Annotated in this window: 21 protein-coding genes; 9 read left to right on the top strand and 12 right to left on the bottom strand. The window is 68.6% G+C overall.

Annotation, left to right across the window (positions count from 1 at the left end):
- Positions 1-55: 55 nt before the first annotated feature.
- From VGJ14_02825 to dnaB, 6 genes are all read left to right on the top strand, one after another.
- Positions 56-841, top strand: coding sequence for a deoxyribonuclease IV (locus VGJ14_02825; protein ID HEY2831332.1), 786 nt, complete (start codon positions 56-58; stop codon positions 839-841).
- 125 nt (positions 842-966) lie between these two features.
- Positions 967-1,257: a 30S ribosomal protein S6 gene (gene rpsF / locus VGJ14_02820; GenBank protein HEY2831331.1), complete on the top strand. Its 291-nt coding sequence runs from the start codon at positions 967-969 to the stop codon at positions 1,255-1,257.
- Positions 1,258-1,293: 36 nt separating this feature from the next.
- Positions 1,294-1,818 carry a single-stranded DNA-binding protein gene (locus VGJ14_02815; GenBank protein ID HEY2831330.1) on the top strand — a complete coding sequence of 175 codons (525 nt, stop codon included), beginning with the start codon at positions 1,294-1,296 and terminating at the stop codon, positions 1,816-1,818.
- A gap of 52 nt (positions 1,819-1,870) precedes the next feature.
- Complete coding sequence (gene rpsR / locus VGJ14_02810; GenBank protein ID HEY2831329.1) at positions 1,871-2,107, top strand: 30S ribosomal protein S18; 237 nt, start codon at positions 1,871-1,873, stop codon at positions 2,105-2,107.
- Positions 2,108-2,121: 14 nt separating this feature from the next.
- Positions 2,122-2,568 carry a 50S ribosomal protein L9 gene (gene rplI / locus VGJ14_02805; GenBank protein HEY2831328.1) on the top strand — a complete coding sequence of 149 codons (447 nt, stop codon included), beginning with the start codon at positions 2,122-2,124 and terminating at the stop codon, positions 2,566-2,568.
- A gap of 594 nt (positions 2,569-3,162) precedes the next feature.
- Entirely contained in the window at positions 3,163-6,759 is a 3,597-nt protein-coding gene (gene dnaB, locus VGJ14_02800; GenBank protein HEY2831327.1) for a replicative DNA helicase, read from the top strand.
- A gap of 217 nt (positions 6,760-6,976) precedes the next feature.
- On the opposite strand, the gene VGJ14_02795 is transcribed toward dnaB, so the two are convergent.
- Genes VGJ14_02795 through VGJ14_02770 form a run of 6 tightly spaced genes read right to left on the bottom strand, consistent with a single transcriptional unit; the run spans position 6,977 to position 13,483 of the window.
- A complete protein-coding gene (locus tag VGJ14_02795) occupies positions 6,977-7,225 on the bottom strand; it encodes an AMP-binding protein (GenBank protein HEY2831326.1) in 249 nt (82 codons plus the stop codon).
- 14 nt (positions 7,226-7,239) lie between these two features.
- Complete coding sequence (locus VGJ14_02790; GenBank protein HEY2831325.1) at positions 7,240-7,995, bottom strand: maleylpyruvate isomerase family mycothiol-dependent enzyme; 756 nt, start codon at positions 7,993-7,995, stop codon at positions 7,240-7,242.
- A gap of 22 nt (positions 7,996-8,017) precedes the next feature.
- On the bottom strand, positions 8,018-9,178 hold the full coding sequence (locus VGJ14_02785; GenBank protein ID HEY2831324.1) for a mannosyltransferase family protein: 1,161 nt from the start codon (positions 9,176-9,178) through the stop codon (positions 8,018-8,020).
- Complete coding sequence (locus tag VGJ14_02780) at positions 9,175-10,515, bottom strand: glycosyltransferase 87 family protein (protein ID HEY2831323.1); 1,341 nt, start codon at positions 10,513-10,515, stop codon at positions 9,175-9,177. Before VGJ14_02780 ends, VGJ14_02785 begins: the two co-directional genes overlap by 4 nt.
- Positions 10,516-10,542: 27 nt before the next feature.
- The gene (locus VGJ14_02775) at positions 10,543-13,071 is read right to left on the bottom strand and encodes a transglycosylase domain-containing protein (protein ID HEY2831322.1); all 2,529 of its coding nucleotides are present in this window, start codon (positions 13,069-13,071) and stop codon (positions 10,543-10,545) included.
- 7 nt (positions 13,072-13,078) lie between these two features.
- On the bottom strand, positions 13,079-13,483 hold the full coding sequence (locus tag VGJ14_02770) for a DUF5318 family protein (GenBank protein ID HEY2831321.1): 405 nt from the start codon (positions 13,481-13,483) through the stop codon (positions 13,079-13,081).
- Between the two features lie 205 nt (positions 13,484-13,688).
- On the opposite strand from VGJ14_02770, the gene VGJ14_02765 reads away from it, so the two are divergent.
- From VGJ14_02765 to VGJ14_02755, 3 genes are all read left to right on the top strand, one after another.
- The gene (locus VGJ14_02765) at positions 13,689-14,273 is read left to right on the top strand and encodes a PadR family transcriptional regulator (GenBank protein HEY2831320.1); all 585 of its coding nucleotides are present in this window, start codon (positions 13,689-13,691) and stop codon (positions 14,271-14,273) included.
- A gap of 25 nt (positions 14,274-14,298) precedes the next feature.
- Positions 14,299-15,378: an inositol-3-phosphate synthase gene (locus tag VGJ14_02760; GenBank protein ID HEY2831319.1), complete on the top strand. Its 1,080-nt coding sequence runs from the start codon at positions 14,299-14,301 to the stop codon at positions 15,376-15,378.
- Positions 15,379-15,548: 170 nt separating this feature from the next.
- Positions 15,549-16,901, top strand: a complete 1,353-nt coding sequence (locus tag VGJ14_02755) for an MFS transporter (protein HEY2831318.1) — start codon at positions 15,549-15,551, stop codon at positions 16,899-16,901.
- Here VGJ14_02755 and VGJ14_02750 read toward each other — a convergent pair.
- From VGJ14_02750 to VGJ14_02725, 6 genes are all read right to left on the bottom strand, one after another.
- Positions 16,888-17,913 carry a dipeptide ABC transporter ATP-binding protein gene (locus VGJ14_02750; GenBank protein ID HEY2831317.1) on the bottom strand — a complete coding sequence of 342 codons (1,026 nt, stop codon included), beginning with the start codon at positions 17,911-17,913 and terminating at the stop codon, positions 16,888-16,890. The two genes, VGJ14_02755 and VGJ14_02750, sit on opposite strands and share 14 nt — an antisense overlap.
- The gene (locus VGJ14_02745) at positions 17,897-18,940 is read right to left on the bottom strand and encodes an ABC transporter ATP-binding protein (GenBank protein ID HEY2831316.1); all 1,044 of its coding nucleotides are present in this window, start codon (positions 18,938-18,940) and stop codon (positions 17,897-17,899) included. Before VGJ14_02745 ends, VGJ14_02750 begins: the two co-directional genes overlap by 17 nt.
- Positions 18,937-19,866, bottom strand: a complete 930-nt coding sequence (locus VGJ14_02740; GenBank protein HEY2831315.1) for an ABC transporter permease — start codon at positions 19,864-19,866, stop codon at positions 18,937-18,939. The genes VGJ14_02745 and VGJ14_02740 overlap by 4 nt, the downstream gene beginning before the upstream one ends.
- The gene (locus VGJ14_02735; protein ID HEY2831314.1) at positions 19,859-20,782 is read right to left on the bottom strand and encodes an ABC transporter permease; all 924 of its coding nucleotides are present in this window, start codon (positions 20,780-20,782) and stop codon (positions 19,859-19,861) included. The genes VGJ14_02740 and VGJ14_02735 overlap by 8 nt, the downstream gene beginning before the upstream one ends.
- A 99-nt stretch (positions 20,783-20,881) precedes the next feature.
- On the bottom strand, positions 20,882-22,531 hold the full coding sequence (locus VGJ14_02730; protein ID HEY2831313.1) for an ABC transporter substrate-binding protein: 1,650 nt from the start codon (positions 22,529-22,531) through the stop codon (positions 20,882-20,884).
- A 129-nt stretch (positions 22,532-22,660) separates the two neighbouring features.
- Positions 22,661-24,136: a CCA tRNA nucleotidyltransferase gene (locus VGJ14_02725; protein ID HEY2831312.1), complete on the bottom strand. Its 1,476-nt coding sequence runs from the start codon at positions 24,134-24,136 to the stop codon at positions 22,661-22,663.
- Between the last annotated feature and the right edge of the window lie 63 nt (positions 24,137-24,199).

The following is a 24,199-nucleotide window of genomic DNA, read 5'->3' as shown; positions in this document are numbered from 1 at the left end:
CCCGGTCGGCGCCGATGGTGGTCAGGACGCGCGTCACCCGTCGTAGGGTCGGTAGATGCTTGGCATCGGTGCGCACGTCGATTCCTGCGATCCAATCGCCGAGGCGGCGGCCCGCCGCGCGGATCTGGTGCAGTTCTTCCTGGGTGATCCGCAGGGGTGGAAGGGGCCGCGGGTCGATTACCCCGGCGGGCCGGCCGCGTTGCGCGAGGCCGCCGCGGCGGCCGGACTCACCCTCTACGTACACGCGCCGTACGTGATCAATGTGGCCACCACGAATAACCGCATCCGTATCCCGAGCCGCAAGCTGCTCGCCCAACACCTGCAGGCCGCGGCCGAACTGGGCGCGGCCGGGCTGATCGTGCACGGCGGCCACGTGCTCAAGGGCGACGAGCCCGAGATCGGCGTGGAGAACTGGCGCAAGACCTTCCAGCGCATGGACTGCCCGATCCCGGTGCTCATCGAGAACACCGCGGGCGGCGATTTGGCCATGGCCCGCAAGCTCGACGCCATCGGCCGACTGTGGGACGTCATCGGCGAGTTCGACCCCGGGTTCTGCCTGGACACCTGCCACGCGCACGCGGGCGGTGAGGAGTTGGCGGGCGTCGCCGACCGGGTGAAGGCGATCACCGGGCGCATCGACCTGGTGCACGCCAACGACTCCAAGGACTCCTTCGACTCCGGCCGGGACCGGCACGAGAATTTCGGCGCGGGCAACGTGGACCCGGCCGATCTGGTGGCCGTGGTGCTCGCCGCGGGCGCCCCGGTGGTGTGCGAGACGCCGGGCGGCACACAGGGTCAGGCCGCGGACATCGCGTGGTTGCGCGCCCGACTGCCGGGCTAGGCCCGGTCAGTCATCCACAGGCGATTCGGAAACTGTCGGGCCGGCCCACTAGTCTGTACCGCGTTCAGCACCCTCCTGTCGCGGAGAGACCGCGACCGATTGAGTCCAGAGGAGGTCGGCGCCTCATGCGTCGATACGAATTGATGGTCATCCTCGACCCCGATCTCGACGAGAGGACCATCGCACCCTCGCTCGAACAGTTCCTCTCCGTGATCCGCAATGGCGGCGGCACCGTCGACAAGGTCGATGTGTGGGGCAAGCGCCGGCTGGCCTACGAGATCCGCAAGAAGGCCGACGGGTTCTACGCGGTGGTCGAACTGGCCGCCGAGCCCGCGGTGGTCGCCGAGCTCGACCGGCAGCTCAACCTCAACGAGAGCGTGCTGCGTACCAAGGTCATGCGCCCCGACATTCGCTGACCCTCACCCACCCGCCGACACCGGAAGCCGAAGGACATGGCCGCAGGCGACACCGTCATCACGATCATCGGCAATCTCGTCGACGACCCGGAGCTGCGCTTCACGCCCAGCGGTGCCGCGGTCGCCAAGTTCCGCATCGCGTCCACCCCCCGGGTCATGGACCGTGCCACCAACGAGTGGAAGGACGGCGACAGCCTGTTCCTGACCTGCAACGTGTGGCGTCAGGCGGCCGAGAACGTGGCCGAGTCGCTGACCAAGGGCACCCGGGTGATCGTGTCCGGCCGGCTGCGGCAGCGCTCGTATGAGACCAAGGAGGGGGAGAAGCGCACCGTGTACGAGATCGAGGTCGACGAGGTCGGCCCGAGCCTGCGCAACGCCACCGCCAAGGTCAACCGGGCCAACCGGGGTGGCGGAGGCGGCGGCGGCGGTTACGGCGGCGGGGCTGCCGAGGATCCGTGGGCCAGTGCGACACCGGCCGGCGGGGCTAGCGGCGGCGGCGGCGGCGGCGGCGGCAATTGGGGCTCCGGCGGCGACGACTACAGCAACGAACCTCCTTTCTAAGACATTGACCATTCCCGCCCGCGACGGCGGGGCCTGAACGAGAGGCACCACAGTGGCCAAGCCACCGATCCGCAAACCGAAGAAGAAGGTTTGCATGTTCTGCAAGGACAAGGTGAAGTACGTCGACTACAAGGACACCCCACTGCTGCGCCGGTTCATCTCCGACCGCGGCAAGATCCGCGCACGGCGAGTGACCGGCAACTGCACTCAGCACCAGCGCGACATCGCTGTGGCGGTGAAGAACAGCCGCGAGATGGCGCTGCTGCCCTACACCAGCACGGCCCGCTGAGAGGGGTGGCAGGAATGAAGCTGATTCTCACTCAGGAGGTCTCCGGGCTCGGTTCGCCCGGCGACGTCGTTGAGGTCAAGGACGGCTACGGCCGTAACTACCTGGTGCCGCGCGGGTTCGCGCTGCGCTGGACCCGCGGCGGTGAGAAGCAGGTCTCCACGATCCGTCGGGCTCGGCAGATCCGCGAGATCGCGGACCAGGACCAGGCCAAGGTTGTGCGGCAGCAGTTGGAGTCGCTGAAGGTGGACCTGAAGGCGCGTGCCGGGGACTCCGGTCGACTGTTCGGCGCGGTCACCCTGGCCGAGGTCGTGGCGGCGGTCAGCGCGGCCGGCGGCCCGAAGCTGGACCGTCGTCGGGTGGAGATCGGCAACCCGATCAAGTCCCTCGGCGCGCACCAGGTGTCGGTGCGGCTGCATCCCGAGGTGGCCGCCACCGTCACGGTGAATGTGGTTGCCGCCTGACCCATCGTCAGAACTCAGGGCCCGCTGTGGAAACGCTGCGGGCCCTCGGTTTTCTCACATGGTGAACAACTAGCGAACCCAGCGGCGTGTCGCACGACCAATCCGATCCGCATCCCGACTTTCTTCCTCCACAGGGCACTGCGGACGTCCACGCAGGTGAACACGCCTGCCCTGCGCTCGGCTCCACACGTTGTGCACACGAAGCACCCCGCGCCACCCGTGGTGATCCACAGGACGTCCACATCGGCTGTGCACGGTGGGCTTGGCGCACACGGTCCGCGGCTCCTACGGTGAACCACCCACCGCACCCGTACCCGAGCAGGTCCGACCCGCAGCACTCCGGTGCTCTCCCGGCAACACGGGCGACTCCCGGCAGGTAGGGGCTCCGGTGGGCCAAAGCGGGCCCGCACGACGGTCAACCCGCCGGTTTTTGTCGGACCCGCGGGCTAGACCTACGCACACGGGCGCGGCGCCCGTCCCCACCACGGGCGCCGCGCTGCACAACCGGGGAGGGTCGGGACCATCAGCATCATCGAACTGCCGCCGCCGGCCCATTCGGGTCCGGCCGAGTTCGAGCGCACGCCGCCGCAGGACGTGGTCGCCGAACAGTGCGTGCTCGGCGGCATGATGCTCAGCAAGGACGCCATCGCCGATGTGGTGGAGACGGTGCGCGGCGCCGACTTCTACCGGCCCGCGCACCAACTGGTCTACGACGCCGTCCTCGATCTGTACGGCCGCGGCGAGCCGGTGGACGCAGTCACCGTCGCCGCGGAGCTGACCAAGCGCGGAGAGATCGCCCGGGTCGGCGGCGCGCACTACCTGGCCTCGCTGATCTCCACCGTGCCCACCGCGGCCAATGCCGGCTACTACGCCCGCATCGTGCGGGACCGCGCCGTGCTGCGCCGCCTGGTCGAGGCCGGCACCCGGATCACCCAGATGGGCTTTTCCGCGGACGGCGAGGTCGACGACATCGTCGACGCCGCGCAGGCGGAGATCTATGCGGTCACCGAGCGCCGCTCCAGCGAGGACTACCTGCCGCTGTCCGCGATCATGGAGGGCACCCTCGACGAGATCGAGTCGATCGGCAACAGCGGCGGCGGCATGACCGGCGTGCCCACCGGCTTCGCCGGCCTGGACGAACTTACCAACGGTCTGCACGGCGGCCAGATGGTGATCGTCGCGGCGAGACCGGCCGTCGGAAAGGCGCTGGCGCTGGACACACCGGTGCCCACAGTCGATGGCTGGACCACGATGGGGCAGCTCGCGGTCGGCGACGACGTGATCGGGGCCGATGGGCAGCCCACCCGGGTGGTCGCGGCAACGGACGTGATGCGCGGCAGGCCGTGCTACGAGGTGGAGTTCGACGACGGTTCGGTGATCACCGCCGATGCCGAGCACCTGTGGCTGACCGAAACCCGCGCCTCCCGCAAATCGCGTCAGGCGGCTGCCATCGGTTACCACCGGTACCGCAACCAGCGCACGTTCGCCGAGGTCCGCACCACCGCCACCATCGCGACCACGCTGCGTTGCGCGACGACGGACCGACGGCTCAACCACAGTATCCACAACGCCCGCCCCTTGGCCCTGCCCGAGCGGGACCTACCGCTGCCGCCCTACGTGCTCGGCGTCTGGCTGGGTGACGGGCACAGCGCCGGCGCCCGGATCACCACCGCGGATGTCGAGCTCGTCATGCACCTCGAGGCCGAGGGCATGATGGTCCGCCCCGGATCCGGGAAGTACGGCTACGGGCTGCGCTGGCCCGAGCCGCCCGCTACGGCGGCACGGGAGTGCGTGGTCTGCGGCGCCTCGTTCGTCCCGAAGCAACCCGAGGTCCGCACCTGCGGACGCACTTGCGGTGCTCGGGCACGATCGACCGCTCCGGTAAGGCCGCCCATCTGCATCTGCGGGCGTCGGCTCCGGACCGTCCGGCGAAGCCAGTGCGAGCTGTGCTGGCGTCAGACCGGCACCCCGCAGGCGCTGCTGCGCACCATGGGCGTGCTCGACAACAAGCACATCCCGGATCTCTATCTGCGGGCCTCCGAGTCGCAACGGCGCGCGTTGCTGGCCGGGTTGCTGGACACCGACGGAACGGTCAGCGCCGGGGGATCACCTCAGTTCACCAGCACGAGTCCCCGCCTGGCCGCGGACGTGCGCGAGTTGATCGTCAGCCTGGGCTACCGCTGCGGCATGTCTACCCGGCGGGTCCGCGGAGCAACGGAGCGCTCGTCGATCGCCTACACCCTGACCTTCACCACGCCGGATGTGGTGTTCCGGCTGGAGCGCAAGCAACGCACGCACAAGGACCGGTACGGCTCCAAGACCCCGCCGCGGGCCGGTTCCCGTTTCATCGTCGACGTCCGCCCAGTGGCGAGTGTGCCCGTGCGGTGCATCCAGGTCGCCGCACCGGACGGGTTGTTCATCGCCGGGCGCTCGATGATCCCGACGCACAACTCAACCCTGGCCCTGGACGTCGCCCGCGCGGCGTCGATCAAGCACGGGCGCACCGCGGTGATCTTCTCCCTGGAAATGGGCCGCAACGAGATCACCATGCGGCTGCTTTCCGCCGAGGCACGGGTGTCGCTGCAGAACATCCGCTCCGGCACGCTGTCCGACGACGACTGGACGCGGCTGGCCCGGCGGATGGGAGAGGTGTCCTCGGCGCCGCTGTTCATCGACGACTCGCCGAACATGACCATGATGGAGATCCGCGCCAAGGCCCGCCGGCTCAAGCAGCGCCACGACCTGTCGCTGGTGATCGTGGACTACCTGCAGCTGATGAGCTCGGGCAAGAAGGTCGAGTCCCGCCAGCAGGAGGTCTCGGAGTTCTCCCGGTCGCTGAAGCTGTTGGCCAAGGAGCTCGAGGTGCCGGTGGTGGCGCTCTCCCAGCTCAACCGTGGCCCCGAACAACGCACCGACAAGAAGCCGCTGCTCTCCGACCTACGCGAATCCGGATGCCTGACCGCCGACACCCGGCTCATGCGGGCCGACACCGGTGCCGAGGTCTCCCTCGGCGACCTGCTCGTCGCCGGCAGCCGGGACATCCCGGTTTGGTCGCTGGACGACCGACTCAAGTTGGTACCGCGCACGATGACCCACGTCTTCCCCAGCGGGGTGAAGGAGGTCTACCGCCTCAAGCTCGCCTCCGGTCGCCAGATCAGCGCCACCGCGAACCACCCCTTCCTCACCTACGACGGCTGGCGGGCACTGGGGGATCTGGCCGCGGGCACTCGGATCGGCGTGCTCCGGCACGTGCCGCCACCGCTGCAGCCGGTGGCCCGGGACGAGGAGGAGGTGCTGCTGCTGGCCCACCTCCTCGGGCGCTCGCGCAGCCACGACAAGTTCGTCCCGGCGGACGTATTCCGACTGCCCAAGCGCCAGGTCCGCACCTTCCTGCGGCACCTCTGGGCGACCGACTGCTCAGTGCGCCCGGACGCCCGCCCCGAACAATCGCGGATCTACTACAGCTCGACGTCGCGGCGCCTGGTCGATGACCTCGCCCGCTTGCTGCTGCGGTTCAACATCTTTTCTCGGATCGAGGCCATGCACAGGCCCGGCCGCCGGGATAGCTATCGCCTACACATTCACGGCGCCGAGAACCAACTGCGGTTCTGCTCGGACATCGGCGTGCACGGCACTGCGGGTGCCGCCGTGGCCGAACTGCGCACCGCGCTGGCCGAAGTGTGTGGAAACGGCAACGTGGACAGCGTGCCGCAGGCGGTCTGGGGGCAGGTCCGCCAGGCCCTGGTCGAACCGGGAATCGACGGTCCGTTCGCGGCGGACGGGAGTACCCAGCCCTGCGGATCGACGATGGTCAAGCAGGCGCCCGGTCGGGAACGACTCGCCCGGGTCGCGGACATCCTCGACGACGCGGACCTCGACGTGCTCGCCACCAACGACGTCTCCTGGGACACCGTGGAATCGGTGGAGAGTCTCGGCGAGCAGACCGTCTACGACGCCACCGTGCTCGGCACGCACAACTTCGTCGCCGACGGCGTCAACGTGCACAACTCCCTGGAGCAGGACGCGGACATCGTGGTGCTGCTGCACCGCGAGGACATGCACGAGCGCGAGTCGCCGCGGGCGGGAGAGGCCGACCTGATCGTGGCCAAGCACCGCAACGGTCCGTGCGCGACGGTCACCGTCGCATTCCAGGGGCACTACTCCCGGTTCGTGGACATGGCGCCGGGCTGAGCCCGGCACCGTTGGGCGGGTACTAACGGGGCTCGGCCGTTATCGATTCCGGCAAGTCCTGAAGATCATCCGACTGGAGCCGCGCCGTGAAGCGCCGCACAATCATCGCCGCGAGCATCGGTGTCACGATCAAGACCTACGTCGGCGGTTGGGCTTCCACGACGAGCCGCAGCTGCCAGTTCTCGTCCGGAGTCTTGACCGCCACCTGTAACTGACGCTACGTCAGCCAGGACCCTGCGCCGGCCTTGACGATGCCGTGGTAGGCGACCACCCACTGCCACGAGTTCGGCCCGTACAGCGAGACGACCCGCCCCGGCTGCACGCCCCGGCGCAACAAGCCACAGGCCAACCGGCTTGAGGCGTCGTCGAGTTCGGCGTAGGTCAGCGACCGCGTCGCGGTGATCAGCGCGGTCTTGGCGGGCCACCTCGCCGCCGCCGCGGGCAGAATCTGACCGGGACCTTGCATCGGTGTCTCCTTCGCTAGAAGCCGGTCGCGGCCAACCAGGCGTCCATCAATGCCGCGTCGCCGAACGTCTCGAAGCGCTCCGCATCGGCCAACCGGCGGCGATTCCACATCAGCAGATACAGATCCTCGGCCGCACCGCGCACCGCGACGGTGGCCTTGCTGTGCCCGCGGTCCCAGTTGAACCCGTCCTCGGTCAGCGTGATCGTCCACTCGCCGGGCGCATCGGTGGCGTGCAGGTGCACCGAATCCCCGGCCCGGCCCAGCTCCGCGGCGCGCTTGGCCGACCCGACCGCCGGGAACATCACGCCGAGCAATTCCTCAACGCCGTCCAGCGCCACCGCGGCGGGGATCTCCGGCGACTCCCCGACCGTCAACTGCCCGTCCGTGCGGTGCACGGTCGTCTCGTGCAGCTGTCGTCGCGTCCACCAGCCAACGCCGGCGTCCGGCGCGAACGACCACAGTGGCGTCGCCGGGTCCGCCGCGGAGAGCACCTCGATCAGCGGGTCCGCACCCGCCGCCAACCATTCCGACAACCCCGACGGGTCCTCGGGTAGCCCGAGCTCGAGCTTCTTCCAGTTGACGTATTCCAGAGATCGGGTGCGCGCGATCTCGGTAACCCAGCGATGCACCCGACCGGTGTGCCGAATCAACTCGGCGAGATCCCAGTCCGGACAGGTTGACACCGTCGTGCTCGGGTCCTTGCCCTGCAGGTCCGCGGCCATGCCGGTGATCTGCGTATGCAGGCCGTCCAGGTACTCCCGGTGCTCCATGCGGCGAGCATGCCACGGCAACTCAGCCCGCCCATCTCCCGGTGCAGAACAACAGGGTGAGCACCACCGAGAACGGCGCGAACACCGTCAGATACCCCTGCAGCACGGCCGGTCGACGCAGCGACCAGGCGGCAAGGCCGGTCCACAACGGCCACCAGAGCAACGTCGCCCGCGGCACCGAGAAGAACCACATGCCGGTGGTGAACGCGTAGAGCTGCAACGCGATGTAGGTGGACTCCCCCCACCGCCGGTGCCGGAGCAACCAGACCAGCAACGCGATCCCGATGGCGACGGCGAGGATCTCGGCGCGGAACATCCACTCGAAGTCGGTGGTCTGGTTGCCGCCGTGCGCGTTGTGCCAGGTGATCCGCAGCGCCTGCCAGGGCCAGTGGAAGTCGCGGTACCAGCCGCGTTCCTGCGCGTGCTGCCAGGCGTGCCAGTCCCCGGTGCGGTGGTGCAGGTAGGCGAAGTACGCGGCGACCGGCGCGAAGCCGAGCAGCAACCATGGCGCCTGCAGCCAACGCCGGCGCCCGTCGCGCGCGGTGAGGAACTCCACAACCAGGGCCACCGCGAGGAACAACCCGGTGACCCGCACACTGCTCGCACCCGCCGTGCACAACCCGGCGATCAACCACCGGCCGCGCCGCGCCGCCAGCCAGGCGGGCAACGCGAAGGCCAGGAACAGCGCCTCGGTGTAGGCAGCGGCCAGGAAGATCGCCGATGGCGCGAGCAGGAACAGCAGCACGGTGCGTTCGGCGAGCAGATCCCCGAGGGCGCCGCCGCCCGCCTCGTCCGCGGCCAGCCGGGCCAACGCGACGATGGCGATGCCACTCGCCACCAACGAAATGAACAGCCCGGCGGCCACGTACCCGATGCCCAGCACTTCGTGCACGGCGCGCATCGTCAGCGGGAAGCCCGGGAAGAACGCCTCCAGCGGCACTTGGGGGCCGGTGCGCGGGTCCCCGCCGTAACCCCAGTGCGCGATGGTCACGTAGTGGACAGTGTCCCACTGCGTCCACCGGTCCAGGTAGTGCACCGGGCTGCGCGCGGCCCGGTCGGCGAACAACCACCCGGCCGCGGACACCAACGCGAACACCGCCACCCGGCTGAGCAACCACAGCCGTAGCGCGATGACGTCACCCGGCCGTGCCCGCACCGACCGGCCCGCCACCGACACACTCACCGCGCCGGCTCCAACACCCCGCCGGCCGGGTCGGACCAGTCCTGTGCCCGCACCGGGTCGTGGCGCGGTTCCAAGCAGTCCCGAACGACCAGCACGACCAGGTAGAGCAGTGACGCCAACCGCAGGATGACCAGCGCCCCGTACCCGTTCTGCGACAGACCACGGTCATAGCCACCGAGCAGGTACAACCAGACCCCGAGAAAGTAGATCGTCTCCCCGGTCTGCCAGATCAACAGGTCACGCCAGCGCGGACGGGCCAGCGCGGCCAGCGGCAGCAACCACAGCGCGTACTGCGGCGACCAGACCTTGTTGACCAGAACGAACACGGCCACCGCGAGGAAGCACAACTGGGCCAACCGCGGCGGCGCGGGGGCGAGCCAGGCCAGCGCCGCCACCCCGGCCAGCCCCGCGATGGTCAACGCCGAGGTGACCGTGTTCAGCGCGGCCACCGGATGCCCGGCCTGCTGCAGCACGTACCAAACCGACCCGAAGTCCGCGCCGCGGTGCGCGCTGAACGTGTAGAACTCCCTCCACCCGTCGGTGGCCGCGAAGGCCACCGGCAGGTTCACCACCAGCCAGGCCACCACACCACCGCCGAGCAGCGCGCCGAACTCGCGCAGCCGTCGGGCCCGCAGGCACAGCGCGGCGAACGGGACCAGCAGCACCACCGGATAGAACTTCGCGGAGACCGCCAGACCCAACAGCAGGCCGGCAACTCCGGGTCGTCGACGGGCCCAGGCGAGCATCGACAGCATGGTCAACGCCACCGCGAACAGGTCCCAGTTGATGGTGGCGTCCAGCGCGAGCACCGGGGACACCGCGACCAGCGCGGCGTCCCACGGTCTTCGCCCGGCCAGGCCCACGGTGGCCGCGATCGCGACCAACGCGGCCAACCCCAGCAGCACGGCGTTGACGTCATAGAAGCGCACCGCCCGTACGTCGACCCCGGTGCCGGCCAACGGCTTCACGATTTCCGCGGCCACCTGCATGAAGGCCCCGGTGAGCACCGGGTACTCCAACGGCTGGTGGTCACCGTGGTCGAAGTAGGGCACGTCACCGCTGGCGAAGCCGCGTTCCCGATACAGGTGCGGGATGTCGGAGTAACAGGCGTGCGCGTACTGCTGTCCGTCCGCGCGACTCCACGCGTGCGCCCGGCACGGCTCGCGCTCCACCACGCCCAGCGCCAGAGCGACGACGGCCAGCGCGAGCACCACCCGCAGTGGCGTCCACCAGCTTCTGCTCGACGTCGCCCGGCGACCCATGGGCCCGCCGAGTACCTCGCAGCCGGCGGCGATCGTCGGGTCGTCCCGGGTCGGGAACACGAGCTGGCCGGGCACGGGTCCCATCGTGTCGCATGGAGGAGGTCAGGTCGGTGGTGGCGCGCCCCCGCGCGCCGCCGGTGCCCCGCCACCGGTCTTTCCGAGCCGGCCGTCCGCGCTACATCGCGCGTCGTACGGCACGGACTGCGTCGCCTTCTTGCGGTCGTTGGTGCAGACCGCGCTGGTCACCGTGACCGGTTTCGCACTCGGCTTCGCGGTCGACTTCCCGGTGGCCGTCGGGGTCGGGGTGACCTTCGGCGCCGGCGTGTAGCTGCTCGGGCCGTTGTCGAAGCCCGGGAACTGCAGCACGGTGCCGCCCTCGGGCGGCGCTACCGGCTGCGAGCCGCTGATCTGGTTCGGGTTGGCCGTCGGTTGTCCCTGACCGTCCGCGGTGGCCACCGGGAACTTCTCCACCTGTTGCCCGCGCAGGGCGCCCTTCATGAATGTGGTCCAGGTCGCCGCCGGATACACCGCACCGAAGAACGTGGGCAGGCCGGCGACGCCGTCCAGGGATTTCGTGCCGTCGCCCTTGAAGTAGACGACCGACCCGGCCAACTGCGGGGTGCAGCCCGAGAACCACGCGGTCAGGCTCTGGTGCGTCCCGGTCTTGCCGGCCACCGGGCGATGCAGCTTCAGCGCCGCGGTGCCGGTGCCGTGCTTGACCACGTCCTCCATCGCCGCGATGGTCTTCGACACCACCTCGGGCGGGAACACCGGGTTCGGCGAGATCACCGGCTTGCGCAGCGGCGCCTCGCCGCCATTGGTGGCGTAGACCTTGTCCACGATGTGCTGCTCGGCGTGGATGCCACCGCCGCACAACGTGGCCACCGCGTCGGCGACCAGCACCGGACGCACCGAGGCGATACCCAGGGTGATGCGGGCGTTGGTCTCCAGACCAGGGGTGTCGTGCGGAATGCCCGCCGCCTCGATGGCGTCGCGCACCTTGGCCGAGCCGAGCTTGAAGGTGGCCTGGACGAACGCGGTGTTGATCGACTCGTCCAGCGCCCGCTGCAGGGTGACCGAGCCGTAGCTCTTGTTGAACTCGTTGCGCACCGGTTTGGAGCCGGGCAGGTGCAGCGGGGAATTCCCGGTGAACACGCTGTCCATGGTGTAGCCGTTCTCCAGCAGCGCCGCGGTGGTGAAGATCTTCAACGTGGAACCCGGCTGGATCGGGTAGTACGCGGCATTCACCTGGGCGTACCGGTCCTTGCCGAGGAAGTCCTTGCCGCCGTACATCGCCATGACGTTGCCGGTCTTCGGCTGCACGGCGACCAGGCCGACCCGCAGGCCCTTGTTCTTGGTCTTCGGGAACTCCTTGGCCACCGCGGCCAGCGCGGACTCCTGCGCCTGCTTGTCCAGCGTGGTGACCACCCGGTAGCCGCCGTTGTCGATCTGTTCCCTGCTCAGCCCGCGGGCCAGCAACTCGTTGCGCACCGTGGTGAGGATGTAGCCGCGCTGTCCGCCGTAACGGCTCTGCGACTGCGCCTGCTTGGGGAACTTCGGGAACACCAGCGCGGCCCGTTGTTGCGGGTTGAGGGTGTGGGTCGCCACCATCGCGTCGGCCACGTAGGCCCACCGCGCCTTGAGCAGCCCCAGACCCTCTTTGTCACTTGGGTCGTACCGGCTGGGGGCGCGAATGATCGAGGCCAGCAGCACCGATTGACCCGGCGTCAGTTGGCTGACGTCGACGCCGAAGTAGGCCTTGGCCGCGGCCTGCACCCCATACGCGCCACGGCCCAGGTAAATGGTGTTGAGGTAGTCCTCGAGGATCTGGTCCTTGGACAGCTTCTGGTCGATCTTGATCGACAGCAGCGCCTCGCGGACCTTCCGCTTGAGCGTGCGCGCCGGCGTCAGGTAGTAGTTCTTCACGTACTGCTGGGTGATCGTCGAGCCACCCTGCTGGGCACTGCCGCCCCGCAAGTTCACCCACAGCGCGCGGGTGATGCCCTTGGGCGAGATGCCGCTGTCGGAATAGAAGTTGCGGTTCTCCGCGGCCAATACCGCATCCCGCAACGACTGCGGCATCTTGTCCAGCGTTACTTCGGTGCGGTTGACGTCACCGAAACGGCCGATCTCCTCGCTGCCGCCCGCGTAGTAGACCCGGGTGGTCTGGCGCACCGCAGCCGCGTTCGCGTCCGGGATGGTGATGCGCGCGTAGGCCACCAGGACCACGATGAAGCCGAGCGTGAGCAGGGTGAGCGTGCCCCAGGCCACCCGGCGCAGCTTGCTGCGCTTGCGCCGTGGCGGCCGCGGCGCGGCCTTCTTCGCCGCGGCCCGGGTGCCCCCCGCACCGCCCGCTGCCGCGGGCGCGGACCCGTCGACCCGGGGAATCTGGGTGGTGTCGTCCAGCCAGTCCGGCGGCGGGGTGATGGTCTGCGTCTCGTCGTCCGGGGTGACCGGACGCGGCACGGGCTGGGTCTGCTGCATCAGCTGTACCGGGCGCTTGGCGGCGGACTTCCGCTTCTTGGCACCCCGGTTGGTCGGCTCGGCCGGCCGGAACCACTGATTGTCGTCGGGGTGCAGCGGTCCGCTGGCCGGCGCCTGTTGCTTGCGCCCGCGACGGAAGAGATTCATGCGGTGGCTACTCCTCGGCGACCCGACGACGGGGCCGACTTCGTGGCATCCCATCGCCGAGGACGAACGACGAACTCAAATGATTCCAGGAACACGTCTGGCATACCTCGACCACGTACACCCGGAACTCGCCATACTCGTGGGCCATCGGTTCCAGCTCGACAGTGGCCCTGATTCGGCCCGAATAGGACCCCAGCTCGTCGCCGAACACGTAGGTGACGTGGGTCAGCGGGCCACGCCGACACACCGGGCACCGCGATTCGGTCAGCTCGCCGTGATGGCGGGCAGCGCGCAACAGGTACGGATCTGCGTCGCAGACATCGATGCTGGTCAGCGCCCCGCCGTAGAACAACGCCTGCAACGTCGCGCGCCGCTGCAGCGCGTAGTCGACGTGCAACCGTTGGGACCACATGGCGCAGCAGAGTAGTCCTACCGGCCGGTCACCAGAGCCGCTGGGAAACACTCTGGTTACTTCCGGCAGGTGAGTCACTCCAGACAACACACCGAACCCGGAGTTTGCCGGCGAGCGCCCTGACCCCCTAGGGTGCGCTACAGGCTTCGATATATCGAGCCGATACATCGAGCAATCACACCCAAGCCGGGCGAAGGGAGCGAGTATGAGCAAGCGCAGCGGCGTGCTCGAACTCGCGGTGCTCGGTCTGTTGCACGAGTCGCCCATGCACGGCTACGAGCTGCGCAAGCGGTTGAACAGCCTATTGGGCACGCTGCGCGCGATCTCCTACGGCTCGCTGTACCCCTGCTTGAAGTCCCTGGTGGGCACCGGCTGGATCATCGAGGAGACCCCCGAAGCCAGGGTTCCGGCGCTGGCCGGCAAGCGGGCCAAGATCGTCTACAAGCTCACCGCGGACGGCAAGGAGCACTTCGCCGAACTGATGAGCGCCTGCGGGCCCGAGGAGTGGGACGACGACTCGTTCGGCATCCGCTTCGCATTCTTCGGCCGCACCGACGCCCCGGTGCGACTGCGCATCCTCGAGGGCCGCCGCCGGCGCCTGGAGGAGCGCGCGGACACCTTCCGCGCGGGCGCCGGCCGGCGCACCGCGGAGCGGGTGGACGCCTACACCCTCGAACTGCAACGGCACGGTTTGGAATCCGTGGAGCGCGAGGTCCGGTGGCTCAACGAGCTCATCGCGACCGAGCGCAGCACAGACGTCGAAGCGCAAACCCACCTTCCCCAACACTGATCCGCCGAGTAAGGAGCACCCAGTTATGGGTTCCGTTCGTGTAGCCATCGTCGGCGTTGGTAACTGCGCCGCCTCCCTCGTCCAGGGGGTCGAGTTCTACAAGGACGCCGACCCGAGCCTGCGGGTGCCGGGGCTGATGCACGTGCAGTTCGGCGACTACCACGTTCGAGACGTGGAGTTCGTCGCTGCTTTCGACGTGGACGCCAAAAAGGTCGGCATGGACCTCGCCGACGCGATCGGTGCCAGCGAGAACAACACCATCAAGTTCGCCGATGTGCCGCCCACCGGCATTACCGTCCAGCGCGGTCACACCTTGGACGGCCTCGGCGAGTACTACCGCGAGATGATCGAGGAGTCCGACGAGCAGCCGGTCGACGTGGTCAGGGTGCTCAAGGATGCCCGGGTCGACGTGCTGGTCTCCTACCTGCCGGTGGGTTCCGAGGCGGCCGACAAGTTCTATGCCCAGTGCTGCCTGGACGCGAAGGTTGCCTTCGTGAACGCCCTGCCGGTGTTCATCGCCTCGAATCCGGAGTGGGCGCAGAAGTTCACCGACGCCGGCGTGCCGATCGTCGGCGATGACATCAAGTCCCAGGTCGGCGCGACCATCACGCACCGCGTCATGGCCAAGCTGTTCGAGGACCGTGGCGTCGAACTGCTGCGCACCTACCAGCTCAACTTCGGCGGCAACATGGACTTCATGAACATGCTGGAGCGCAAGCGGCTGAAGTCGAAGAAGATCTCCAAGACCCAGTCGGTGACCTCGCAGATCCCGCACGAGATGCGCAACGCCGACGTGCACATCGGCCCGAGTGACCACGTGCCGTGGCTGGACGACCGCAAGTGGGCGTACGTGCGGCTGGAGGGTCGCTCCTTCGGTGACACCCCGCTGAACCTGGAGTACAAGCTCGAGGTCTGGGACTCCCCCAACTCCGCGGGTGTGATCATCGACGCCATCCGCGCGGCCAAGATCGCACTGGACCGCGGCATCGGCGGGCCGCTGCTGTCGGCGTCCAGCTACTTCATGAAGTCCCCGCCGGAGCAGTACGCCGACGACGTGTGCCACCGCGCGGTCGAGGCGTTCATCGCCGGTCAGGTCGACCGCTAGGCCGCACCCCTGATCACCGGACACGGCCCGACCCCTTACCGGGGTCGGGCTCTGTTTTGCACCGGCAAATGTCACCGACATGGCATGCAGCCGTCACGATTCGGCCGGCCGGGGAACGAGCTTCCGCGTTCGCCCTGCGGGCCACGATGCACCGACCTAGCCTCGAAAGCGTGTCGTTCACTTCCGACTTCAGGGCTGTTGTCGCCCATGCCGACTTTCGGAAGTTGTACGCGCCCCGGTTGGCTTCCCAGGCCGCTGACGGACTGTTCCAGGTCGCCCTGGCCTCCTATGTGTTCTTCACCCCGGAGAAGCAGGCGACCGCCGGTGCGGCGGCGGCGACGTTCGCCACGCTGCTGCTCCCGTACACGTTCGTCGGGCCGTTCGCCGGGATCGTGCTGGATCGCTGGCGTCGCCGCCACGTGCTGGTCCGCACCAACCTCGTCCGGATGGTCCTGGTCGCGCTGATCGCCGTCCTGATCAGCAGCGGCGTGCGGGGCCCGGCGATCTTCCTCACCGCGTTGCTCGCCCTTTCCGGCGGCCGGTTTTTCCTCACCGCGATGTCCGCCTCGCTGCCCCACGTGGTGGCGCGCCGCGAGTTGGTGATGGCCAACTCGGTGATGGCCACCTCCGGTTCGTTGGCCACCCTGACCGGTGGTGGTCTGGGCCTGGCACTGCATCAAACGCTGCACACCCCGACCCTGCTGATGGCGATGACCGGCGTGGGTTACCTGCTCGCCGCCTGCCTGGCCGCCCGGATGCACCCGGATCGGCTCGGTCCGCACCACGAGGTGCCTCCGCCGTCGGCCCGGCACGCCTTCCGCGCGGTGGCCGTCGGCTTGGTCGAGGGCGGCCGCCACGTCTGCGCTCGGCCCGCTGCCCGCTACGCGCTGACGCTGATCACCGCGCAACGGTTCTGCTACGGCACCGGCACCATCGCCACCCTGTTGCTCTATCGGAACTACTTCCACGACCCGACGTCCAACGGCGACGCCGCGATGGCCGGGTTGGGCGCGGTGTTCGCCGCCGCCGGGCTGGGTTACTTCGTGGCCGCGGTGATCACCCCCGAGGTGACCCCGCGGATCGGTAAGTCGGGTTGGATCGTCGTGTCCATGCTGGCCGCATCGGTGTTCGGCTTCGCGCTGGTGGTGCCCTATCAGCCGCCGCCGCTGGTGCTCGGGGCGTTCCTGCTCGGCCTGGCCGCGCAGGCGGTGAAGATCTGCGTGGACACCATCGTGCAGGAGAGCATCGACGACGAGTTCCGCGGTCGCGTGTTCTCCGTTTACGACGTGCTGTTCAACTCGGCGTTCGTGTCCGCGGCCGCGGTGGCCTCGCTGACCATGCCGGAGTCCGGCAAGTCCTACGCGATCCTGTCCGCGGTCAGCCTCGGCTACGCCGTCGCCGCGGTGCTCTACCTGCGCGCGGTCGGCGTGGCCCGGCCGGTGCCGCAGCTACCGGTGGACAGCGCGGGCAATCTCATCCCGGTGCCGGTGCCGGTCGAGCAGTCGCACCCTACGTCGGAATGACCTCGCGCTCCTCAGCGAAGTGACACGCGCTGGGGTGCACGAAGGCGGTGTCCGTCACTGAGCGCTCCACCAACTCGGGCACCTGGTCGGCGCATTTCTGCTGCGCCTTCCAACACCGAGTGCGGAACCGGCAGCCGGACGGCGGGTCGGCCGGGCTGGGCACGTCGCCCTGCAGCCGGATGATGTCCCGCCGCCCGCGCACTGTCGGGTCCGGCACCGGCACCGCCGACAGCAGGGCCTGGGTGTACGGGTGGGTGGGGTGCTCGTAGATCTGCACGTCGGTACCGATCTCGGCGATCCGCCCCAGGTACATCACCGCGACCCGGTCGGAGAGATGGCGGACCACCGACAGGTCGTGCGCGATGAACAGGTAGGACAGCCCGAACTCGTCCTGCAGCTGTTCGAGCAGGTTCATCACCTGCGCCTGGATGGATACGTCCAGCGCGGACACCGGCTCGTCGCAGATGATGATCTCCGGACGCAGCGCCAGCGCCCGGGCGATGCCGATGCGTTGACGCTGGCCGCCGGAGAACTGGTGCGGGTAGCGGTTGATGTGCTCCGGGTTGAGCCCGACCACGTCGAGCAGGTCCTTGACCTTGCGCTCCCGGTCGCCCTTGGGCGCCACCTCGGGATGGATCTCGAACGGTTCACCGACAATGTCCGCGACGGTCATCCGCGGGTTCAGCGATGAGTACGGGTCCTGCATGACCAACTGGATCTGCCGGCGCAGCTTGCGCCGGCTCCCGGCGTCCAGGGTGAAGATGTCGTTGCCCTTGTAGTAGGCGTGGCCACCGGTCGGGGACTCCAGGCCCATCAGCAGTTTCGCCACGGTGGACTTGCCGCAGCCGGACTCGCCGACCAGGCCCAGCGTCTCGCCCCGGTGCAGCTGGAAGCTGACTCCGTCGACCGCCTGCACCGCGCCGACCTGACGGCGCAACACCACTCCCCGGGTCAGCGGGAAATACTTCACCAGGTCCTGGACGTCGAGGACCACTTCAGTTGTCGGTGCCATCGAGCACCTCCTGCCAGAAGTGGCATGCACTGCCCCGGTTGCCGTCGAACCTCACCAGTGGCGGCACCTCGGTCTGACAGGGTTCCGGCCGCATGTACGGGCAGCGCGGGTGGAAGGAACACCCGCTCGGCAACTTGGTCAGCGTCGGCGGCAGCCCGCCGATGACCGCGATGTCCTGGCCCTTGGCGTCCAACCGGGGGATCGAGCCGAGCAGGCCCTTGGTGTACGGGTGCGCGGGCCGGGCGTACAGGTCGTTGGCGTCCGCGGCCTCCACGATGCGCCCGGCATACATGACCGCGATGCGGTCGGCCACGTCGGCGACCACGCCAAGGTCGTGGGTGATCAGGATCAGGCCCATGCCGGACTCGCGTTGCAGTTCGGCGAGCAGGTCCATCACCTGCGCCTGCACGGTGACGTCCAACGCCGTGGTCGGCTCATCGGCGATGAGCAGCGCCGGGTTCAGCGCGATGGACATCGCGATCATCACCCGCTGCCGCATGCCGCCGGAGAACTGGTGCGGGTAGTCGTTGACCCGCTGCTTGGCCGACGGGATGCCCACCCGGTCCATCAGCTCGATGGCCTTGAGCTTCGCCTCCTTGCGGGACATGCCCTGGTGCACCCGGAACATCTCGCCGATCTGCCAGCCCACGGAGAACACCGGGTTCAACGCGGACAGCGCGTCCTGGAAGATCATCGCCATCGAGGCCCCGCGCAGCGCCCGGCGCTTCTCCTCCGGCAGCGTGAGGATGTCCTCGCCCCGGAAGCGCACCGAGCCGCCGGTGATGAAGCCCGGCGGGGTGTCCAGGATGCCCATGATCGCCTGCGCGGTGACGCTCTTGCCCGACCCGGATTCACCGAGCACGGCCAGCGTCTCTGAAGCGCGCACCGAGTAGGAAACGCCGTTGACCGCGCGGGCGATGCCCTCCCGGGTGCGGAACTCGACATGCAGGTCGTCGACCTCGAGCAGCGGCGCGTCGTCGTGCACCAGCTCGAACGAGGCGGCGTTCTCCGTCCCGGTACTACTCATCGTTGCTTCGGGTCCAGGGCGTCCCGCACGGCATCGCCGAGCAGGATGAAGGCGAGCACGGTCACCGACAGGAACAGCACCGGGAACATCATGATGTGCGGCGAGACGCGGACCAGTGGCTCGGCCGCGCTGATGTCGATGCCCCACGAGATAGAGGGCGGCTGCAGGCCGACACCGAGGAAGGACAGCGTCGCCTCGGCACCCACGAAGCCGCCGAGCGCGATGGTCGCGTAGACGATGACCGGCTGCACGGCGTTGGGCAGCACGTGCACCCGCAGGATCCGCGGCGTGCTTGCACCCAGCGCACGGGCCGCGGCCACATAGTCGGCCTCCTTCACCTGCAGGGTGGTCGCCCGCATGATGCGCGCCAGGCTCGGCCAACCGAACAGGGTCAACGCCAACACCACCTTGCTGACGGGTAGCCAGAAGCTGTGCGCGTTGCCGGATGGGAACGTGGTCAGCACGATGATCGCGCCGAGCAGGAACGGGATCGCGAAAAACACGTCCGCGGTACGCGAGACGATCGTGTCCCAGATGCCCCCGTAGAACCCCGCCAGCATGCCGACGGTGCCGCCGATCAGCGTCACCCCGACAGTGGACAGCACCCCGACGGCGATCGAGGCGCGCGCCCCGTGGATGGTGCGCGAGTAGATGTCGCAGCCCTGCTGGTCGAAGCCGAACCAGGCCTGCGAACTCGGTCCCTTGCGGGTGTTGGACAGCTTGCACAGGTGCGGGTCGGAGTGCGTGAACAGCCCGGGCAAGACCGCCATCAACACCAGGACGAAGATCACCGCGACGCAGACCAGCACGACCGGGTTCTTGCGCAGATCCTCCCAGGCGTCCCGGCCGAGAGAGCGGGGTCGGTCGCCCGGCTCCGGGGCGGCCGCCTCCGGCGGCACCGCCAACGTCGCGTCGACGCTACTCATAACGAATCCTCGGATCGATCACCGCGTAGAGCAGGTCCACCAGCAGGCTCATCAGCAGGAACACCAACACCAGGATGGCCACCACGCTGGTGACGGTGTTGCCCTCCTTCTGACCGATCGCGCGGAACACCAGGTTGCCCACGCCGTGCACATTGAAGATGCCCTCGGTGACGATGGCGCCGCCGATCAAGGCGCCGAAGTCCGCGCCGATGAACGTGATCACCGGGATCAGCCCGTTTCGCAGCGCGTGCACCCCGATGACCCGGCGGCGGGTCAGGCCCTTGGCGCGGGCCGTGCGCACGTAGTCCGCGCGCAGCACCTCGGCCAGGCTGGTGCGGGTGATCCGGCTGGCATAGGCCAGCGAGAGGCTGGCCAGCACGAAGGCCGGCATCAGCAACTCGTGCACACTGCTGTCACCGGCCGTGGCCGGCAGCACGCTCCACTTGATGCCCAAGAAGTACTGCAGCACCACGCCGGTGACGAACACCGGTAACCCGATCAGGATCAGGGTGATCACCAGCACGGCCTTGTCCAGGATCCCGCGTCGTCGGATCGCGGTGAGCACACCGATGCCGATGCCGATGCCGATCTCCAGAGCGATGGCCATCGCGGCCAGCTTGATGGTGTGCGGATAGGCGCGCTTGATCTGCGGCGCGATCGGTGTCCCGGAGCTGTCGTCACCCAGGTCGCCCTTGGCCAGGTTGCCGAGGTACTTCACGTAACGCACCGGCAGCGGGTCGTCGAGGTGGAACTTGGCCCGGTAGGCCTGCGCGTAGGCCTCGGGGCAGGGCCGGTCACCGCACTTGCCCGCCAACGGGTCGCCGGGCAGCGCGAACACCATCGCGAAGATAAGGAACGTGGCACCGAGCAGCACGGGGATCATCTGCAGCATCCGCCGCAGCACGTACCGACCCACGCGGACTCCTCACCGAGCGCCCGCCGGTCGGGACGAGCGCGGCGTGCGGGGCCAGCCTAGAGAGCGCCGGCCCCGCTGCCCACACCCCGCACCGCGGGGTTATTTCAAGGTGACGGCGGCGAGGTTGTAGGTGCCGAACACGGTCAGACCGGCGTTGGCCACCCGGTTGGAGAAGCCACCGATGAGCTTGGAACTCCACATGGGCAGCGAGGGCATGTCATTGCCCAGCATCTGCTCCGCCATTTCGTAGGCCAGGTTGGCCTCGTCCAGCGAGGTCTTCGCCCCGGCGTCCTTCAGCTTGGCGTCGAAGGCGGCGTTGGAGTAGTCGTTGTCGTTCGAGGAGGCCTTGGTGGAGTACAGCGGGGTCAGGAAGTCCTCGATCGACGGGTAGTCCATCTGCCAACCGGCCCGGAACATGCCGTGCATCTTGCGGCTCTGGATCTGGTCCCGGTACGCCTTGAAGGTGGCGACCGGGGTCGGGTCGCACTCGGCGTTGAGCACCTGGTGAATGCTGTTGCACACCGCGGTGATCCACGGCCCGTGGTCGGCACCCTCCCCGGTGTTGTAGGAGATGGTGATCGGGCCCTTGTGCCCGCCGGCCTCGTCGTACAGCTGCTTGGCCCGGGTCGGGTTGTAAGTGCACCACTCGCCGCAGGCACCCTCCTTGTAACCGCTCACCACCGGTGAGACCCAGCCGGTGGCAATGGTCTTGGTGCCGCCGAACACCGCGTCGATGATCGCCTGCCGGTCGACGGCCATGGAGATCGCGTGCCGCAGCTTCGGGTTGTCGTAGGAGGAGTCCACGTTCGACGGCGGGAAGTCGATCGCCTGGAACTGACCGACGGTCTTCTCGAACGAACGGCCGGGGATGTCCTTCTGGTAGACGTTGCCGACCAGCACCGAGGTGGGCAGCACGTCGAGCATGTCCAGGGAGTTGCTGATGATGTCGTTGTAGGCCGCCTGCGCCGACGTGTAGACCTTGTAGGTCACCTTCTGGATGTGCGGCTTGCCGGCCCGGTCATAGGCAGGGTCGGCCTCGAGCACGTAACCGTTGTCCGGGTCGCCGGAGACGAACTTGAACGGGCCCGCCCCGATCGGGTGCTTCTGGAACGCCGCGCCCTTATCGGCGAAGAAGGAGTCGGGCAGCGGCGCGAACGCGGTGTAGCCCACGATCAACGGGAAGATCGCGTACTTGCGCTCCATGGTGGCGGTGAAGGTGTAGTCGTCCACCACCTTCAGCCCGGACATCGTGTCGACCTTCGAGTCCTTGGCCGAGACGTCCTTGTAGCCCTTGATGGGCTCGAAGAACGAGGCGTCCACCTGCGCGTTGCCCGCGTATGCGCCGAAGTTCCAGGCATCGACGAAATTCTTGGCCTTGACGTCGGTGCCGTCGTGGAACTTGACGCCCTGCTTGAGCTTGATCGTGTAGGTCTTTGCGTCCTTGGTGTCGATGGACTCGGCGATGTCGTTGCTCGGCTCGCCGGTCTCCGCGTCGTAGCGGACGAGCTTGGCGGTGATCTGGTCCAGGATGTTGCCGCCGCAGGTCTCGTTGGTGTCCGAGGGGATCAGCGGGTTCTGCGGTCGACACCCGGACACGGTGATCGAGCCGGACTGGCCGGAGGCCGAGCTGGCGCCCGAACTGGGTTGCGCCGAGCTTTTCCCGCCCCCACCGCCGCAGCCCGCCAGCACCAACATGCCGGCGACGCCGACAGCAACGGCGCGGTAGCCGCGCATCTGCTCGAGCCGCATATTCCGACGCTCCCTCACAAGCGAGTGACCCTCAGCTCCGGCCGGGGTTGCTCAGCACGGTACGGGGCGGCTCACAGCCCGGATCAAGGGTCGTTACCGCTTCGATGCGGGGCCGTCCCTCGAACGGAGTCACTTGGTCTGCTCCGCTTCACGGCTTGCCCACCAGGAGCGCAACGCGGCCGCGCCGTCCGCGCGGCTCATCGGCCCCTGCTCGATGCGTAGGTCGAGCAGATAGCGGTAGGCCTCGCCGACCACCGGACCCGGCGCCACGCCCAGTTCGGCCATGATCTCGTTGCCGTCCAGCGCCGGACGCAACGCGTCCAGTTCCTCCTGCGCGGCCAACGCCGCGATGCGCTGCTCGAAGGCGTCATAGGACCGGGCCAGCGCGGCGGCCTTGCGCTTGTTGCGGGTGGTGCAGTCCGCCCGGGTGAGCTTGTGCAGCCGGGCCAGCAGGTGCCCGGCGTCGCGGACGTAGCGGCGCACCGCAGAGTCCGTCCACTCCCCGCCGGCGAAGCCGTGGAACCGCAGGTGCAGCTCGACCAACCGGGCCACGTCCTCGGTGGTCACCTTGTCGAAGCGCAACGCCTTCATCCGGGCCTTGGTCAGGTGCGCCCCGACCACCTCGTGATGGTGAAAGCTGACCCGCCCGCCGGGCTCGTTGCGCCGCGTCCGTGGCTTGCCCACGTCGTGCATGAGCGCAGCGAAGCGCAGCACGAAGTCCGGACCGTCCTCCTCCAGCGCCATCCCCTGCTCGAGCACGGTCAACGTGTGCTCGTAGACGTCCTTGTGCCGGTGGTGCTCGTCGATCTCCAGCCGCAGCGCGGGCAATTCCGGAAGCACCAGGGCGGCCAGGCCGCTGCTCACCAACAGCTCCAGGCCACGCCGCGGGCTCGAGCTGTTGATCAGCCGTACCAGTTCCTCCCGCACCCGCTCCGCGGAGACGATGCCGATCCGCTCGGCCATCTCCGCCATCGCGGCCCGTTCCGGCTCGGCCACGCTGAAGTCCAGCTGCGCGGCGAAGCGGGCCGCCCGCATCATCCGCAACGGATCGTCGGAGAACGACTCCACCGGGCCTCTCGGTGTCCGCAGGACGCGATCGCGGAGGTCACGCAGCCCGCCGTACGGGTCGACGAACTCGACGTCGGGCAACCGCACCGCCATCGCGTTCACCGCGAAGTCGCGGCGGGCCAAATCCGCGACCAGGTCCTCGCCGAAGGCCACCTCGGGTTTGCGCGATTCACGGTCGTAGGCGTCCGCCCGATAGGTGGTGATCTCCAGCTTGTAGCCGCTGCGGGCCGCCCCGACAGTGCCGAACGCCGCCCCGACGTCCCAGATCGACTCGGCCCAGCCCTTGAGGATGGCTGCCGTGGAATCCGGGCGGGCCGAGGTGGCGAAGTCCAGGTCCTCGCCCAGCCGCCCGAGCAGGGCATCCCGCACCGTCCCGCCGACCAGCGCGATTTCCTCCCCGGCCGCCGCGAAGCGTCGACCGAGTTCGACGGCCACCGGTGAGATGCGCAGCAGTTCCACCACCGCCCGACCCTGGGCTGCGGTCAGCCCCGCCGGGTCGACGGACTCGGGGATCGCAGGCGGGGTCTGACGCGGCACGATCGGCCACCCTAACCCGAAGCGTCGAGCCCACTGCCCGCGCCGGCTCGGGAATAGCATCGA

This window comes from Sporichthyaceae bacterium (genome assembly GCA_036493475.1).
Taxonomy (GTDB): Bacteria; Actinomycetota; Actinomycetes; order Sporichthyales; family Sporichthyaceae; genus DASQPJ01.
The sequence above is the reverse complement of the archived record's forward strand: the minus strand, read 5'-3'. Positions and strand labels throughout refer to the sequence as shown.

Excerpts from the sequence above, each read along its gene's own strand:
- VGJ14_02750 (HEY2831317.1), bottom strand. The coding sequence starts at position 17,913 with ATGGCACCGACAACTGAAGTGGTCCTCGACGTCCAGGACCTGGTGAAG.
- VGJ14_02795 (HEY2831326.1), bottom strand. The coding sequence starts at position 7,225 with ATGCAAGGTCCCGGTCAGATTCTGCCCGCGGCGGCGGCGAGGTGGCCC.
- VGJ14_02730 (HEY2831313.1), bottom strand. The coding sequence starts at position 22,531 with ATGCGGCTCGAGCAGATGCGCGGCTACCGCGCCGTTGCTGTCGGCGTC.
- VGJ14_02765 (HEY2831320.1), top strand. The coding sequence starts at position 13,689 with ATGAGCAAGCGCAGCGGCGTGCTCGAACTCGCGGTGCTCGGTCTGTTG.
- rpsF (HEY2831331.1), top strand. The coding sequence starts at position 967 with ATGCGTCGATACGAATTGATGGTCATCCTCGACCCCGATCTCGACGAG.
- VGJ14_02775 (HEY2831322.1), bottom strand. The coding sequence starts at position 13,071 with ATGAATCTCTTCCGTCGCGGGCGCAAGCAACAGGCGCCGGCCAGCGGA.
- rplI (HEY2831328.1), top strand. The coding sequence starts at position 2,122 with ATGAAGCTGATTCTCACTCAGGAGGTCTCCGGGCTCGGTTCGCCCGGC.
- VGJ14_02770 (HEY2831321.1), bottom strand. The coding sequence starts at position 13,483 with ATGTGGTCCCAACGGTTGCACGTCGACTACGCGCTGCAGCGGCGCGCG.
- VGJ14_02815 (HEY2831330.1), top strand. The coding sequence starts at position 1,294 with ATGGCCGCAGGCGACACCGTCATCACGATCATCGGCAATCTCGTCGAC.
- VGJ14_02740 (HEY2831315.1), bottom strand. The coding sequence starts at position 19,866 with ATGAGTAGCGTCGACGCGACGTTGGCGGTGCCGCCGGAGGCGGCCGCC.
- VGJ14_02745 (HEY2831316.1), bottom strand. The coding sequence starts at position 18,940 with ATGAGTAGTACCGGGACGGAGAACGCCGCCTCGTTCGAGCTGGTGCAC.
- VGJ14_02760 (HEY2831319.1), top strand. The coding sequence starts at position 14,299 with ATGGGTTCCGTTCGTGTAGCCATCGTCGGCGTTGGTAACTGCGCCGCC.
- VGJ14_02825 (HEY2831332.1), top strand. The coding sequence starts at position 56 with ATGCTTGGCATCGGTGCGCACGTCGATTCCTGCGATCCAATCGCCGAG.
- VGJ14_02790 (HEY2831325.1), bottom strand. The coding sequence starts at position 7,995 with ATGGAGCACCGGGAGTACCTGGACGGCCTGCATACGCAGATCACCGGC.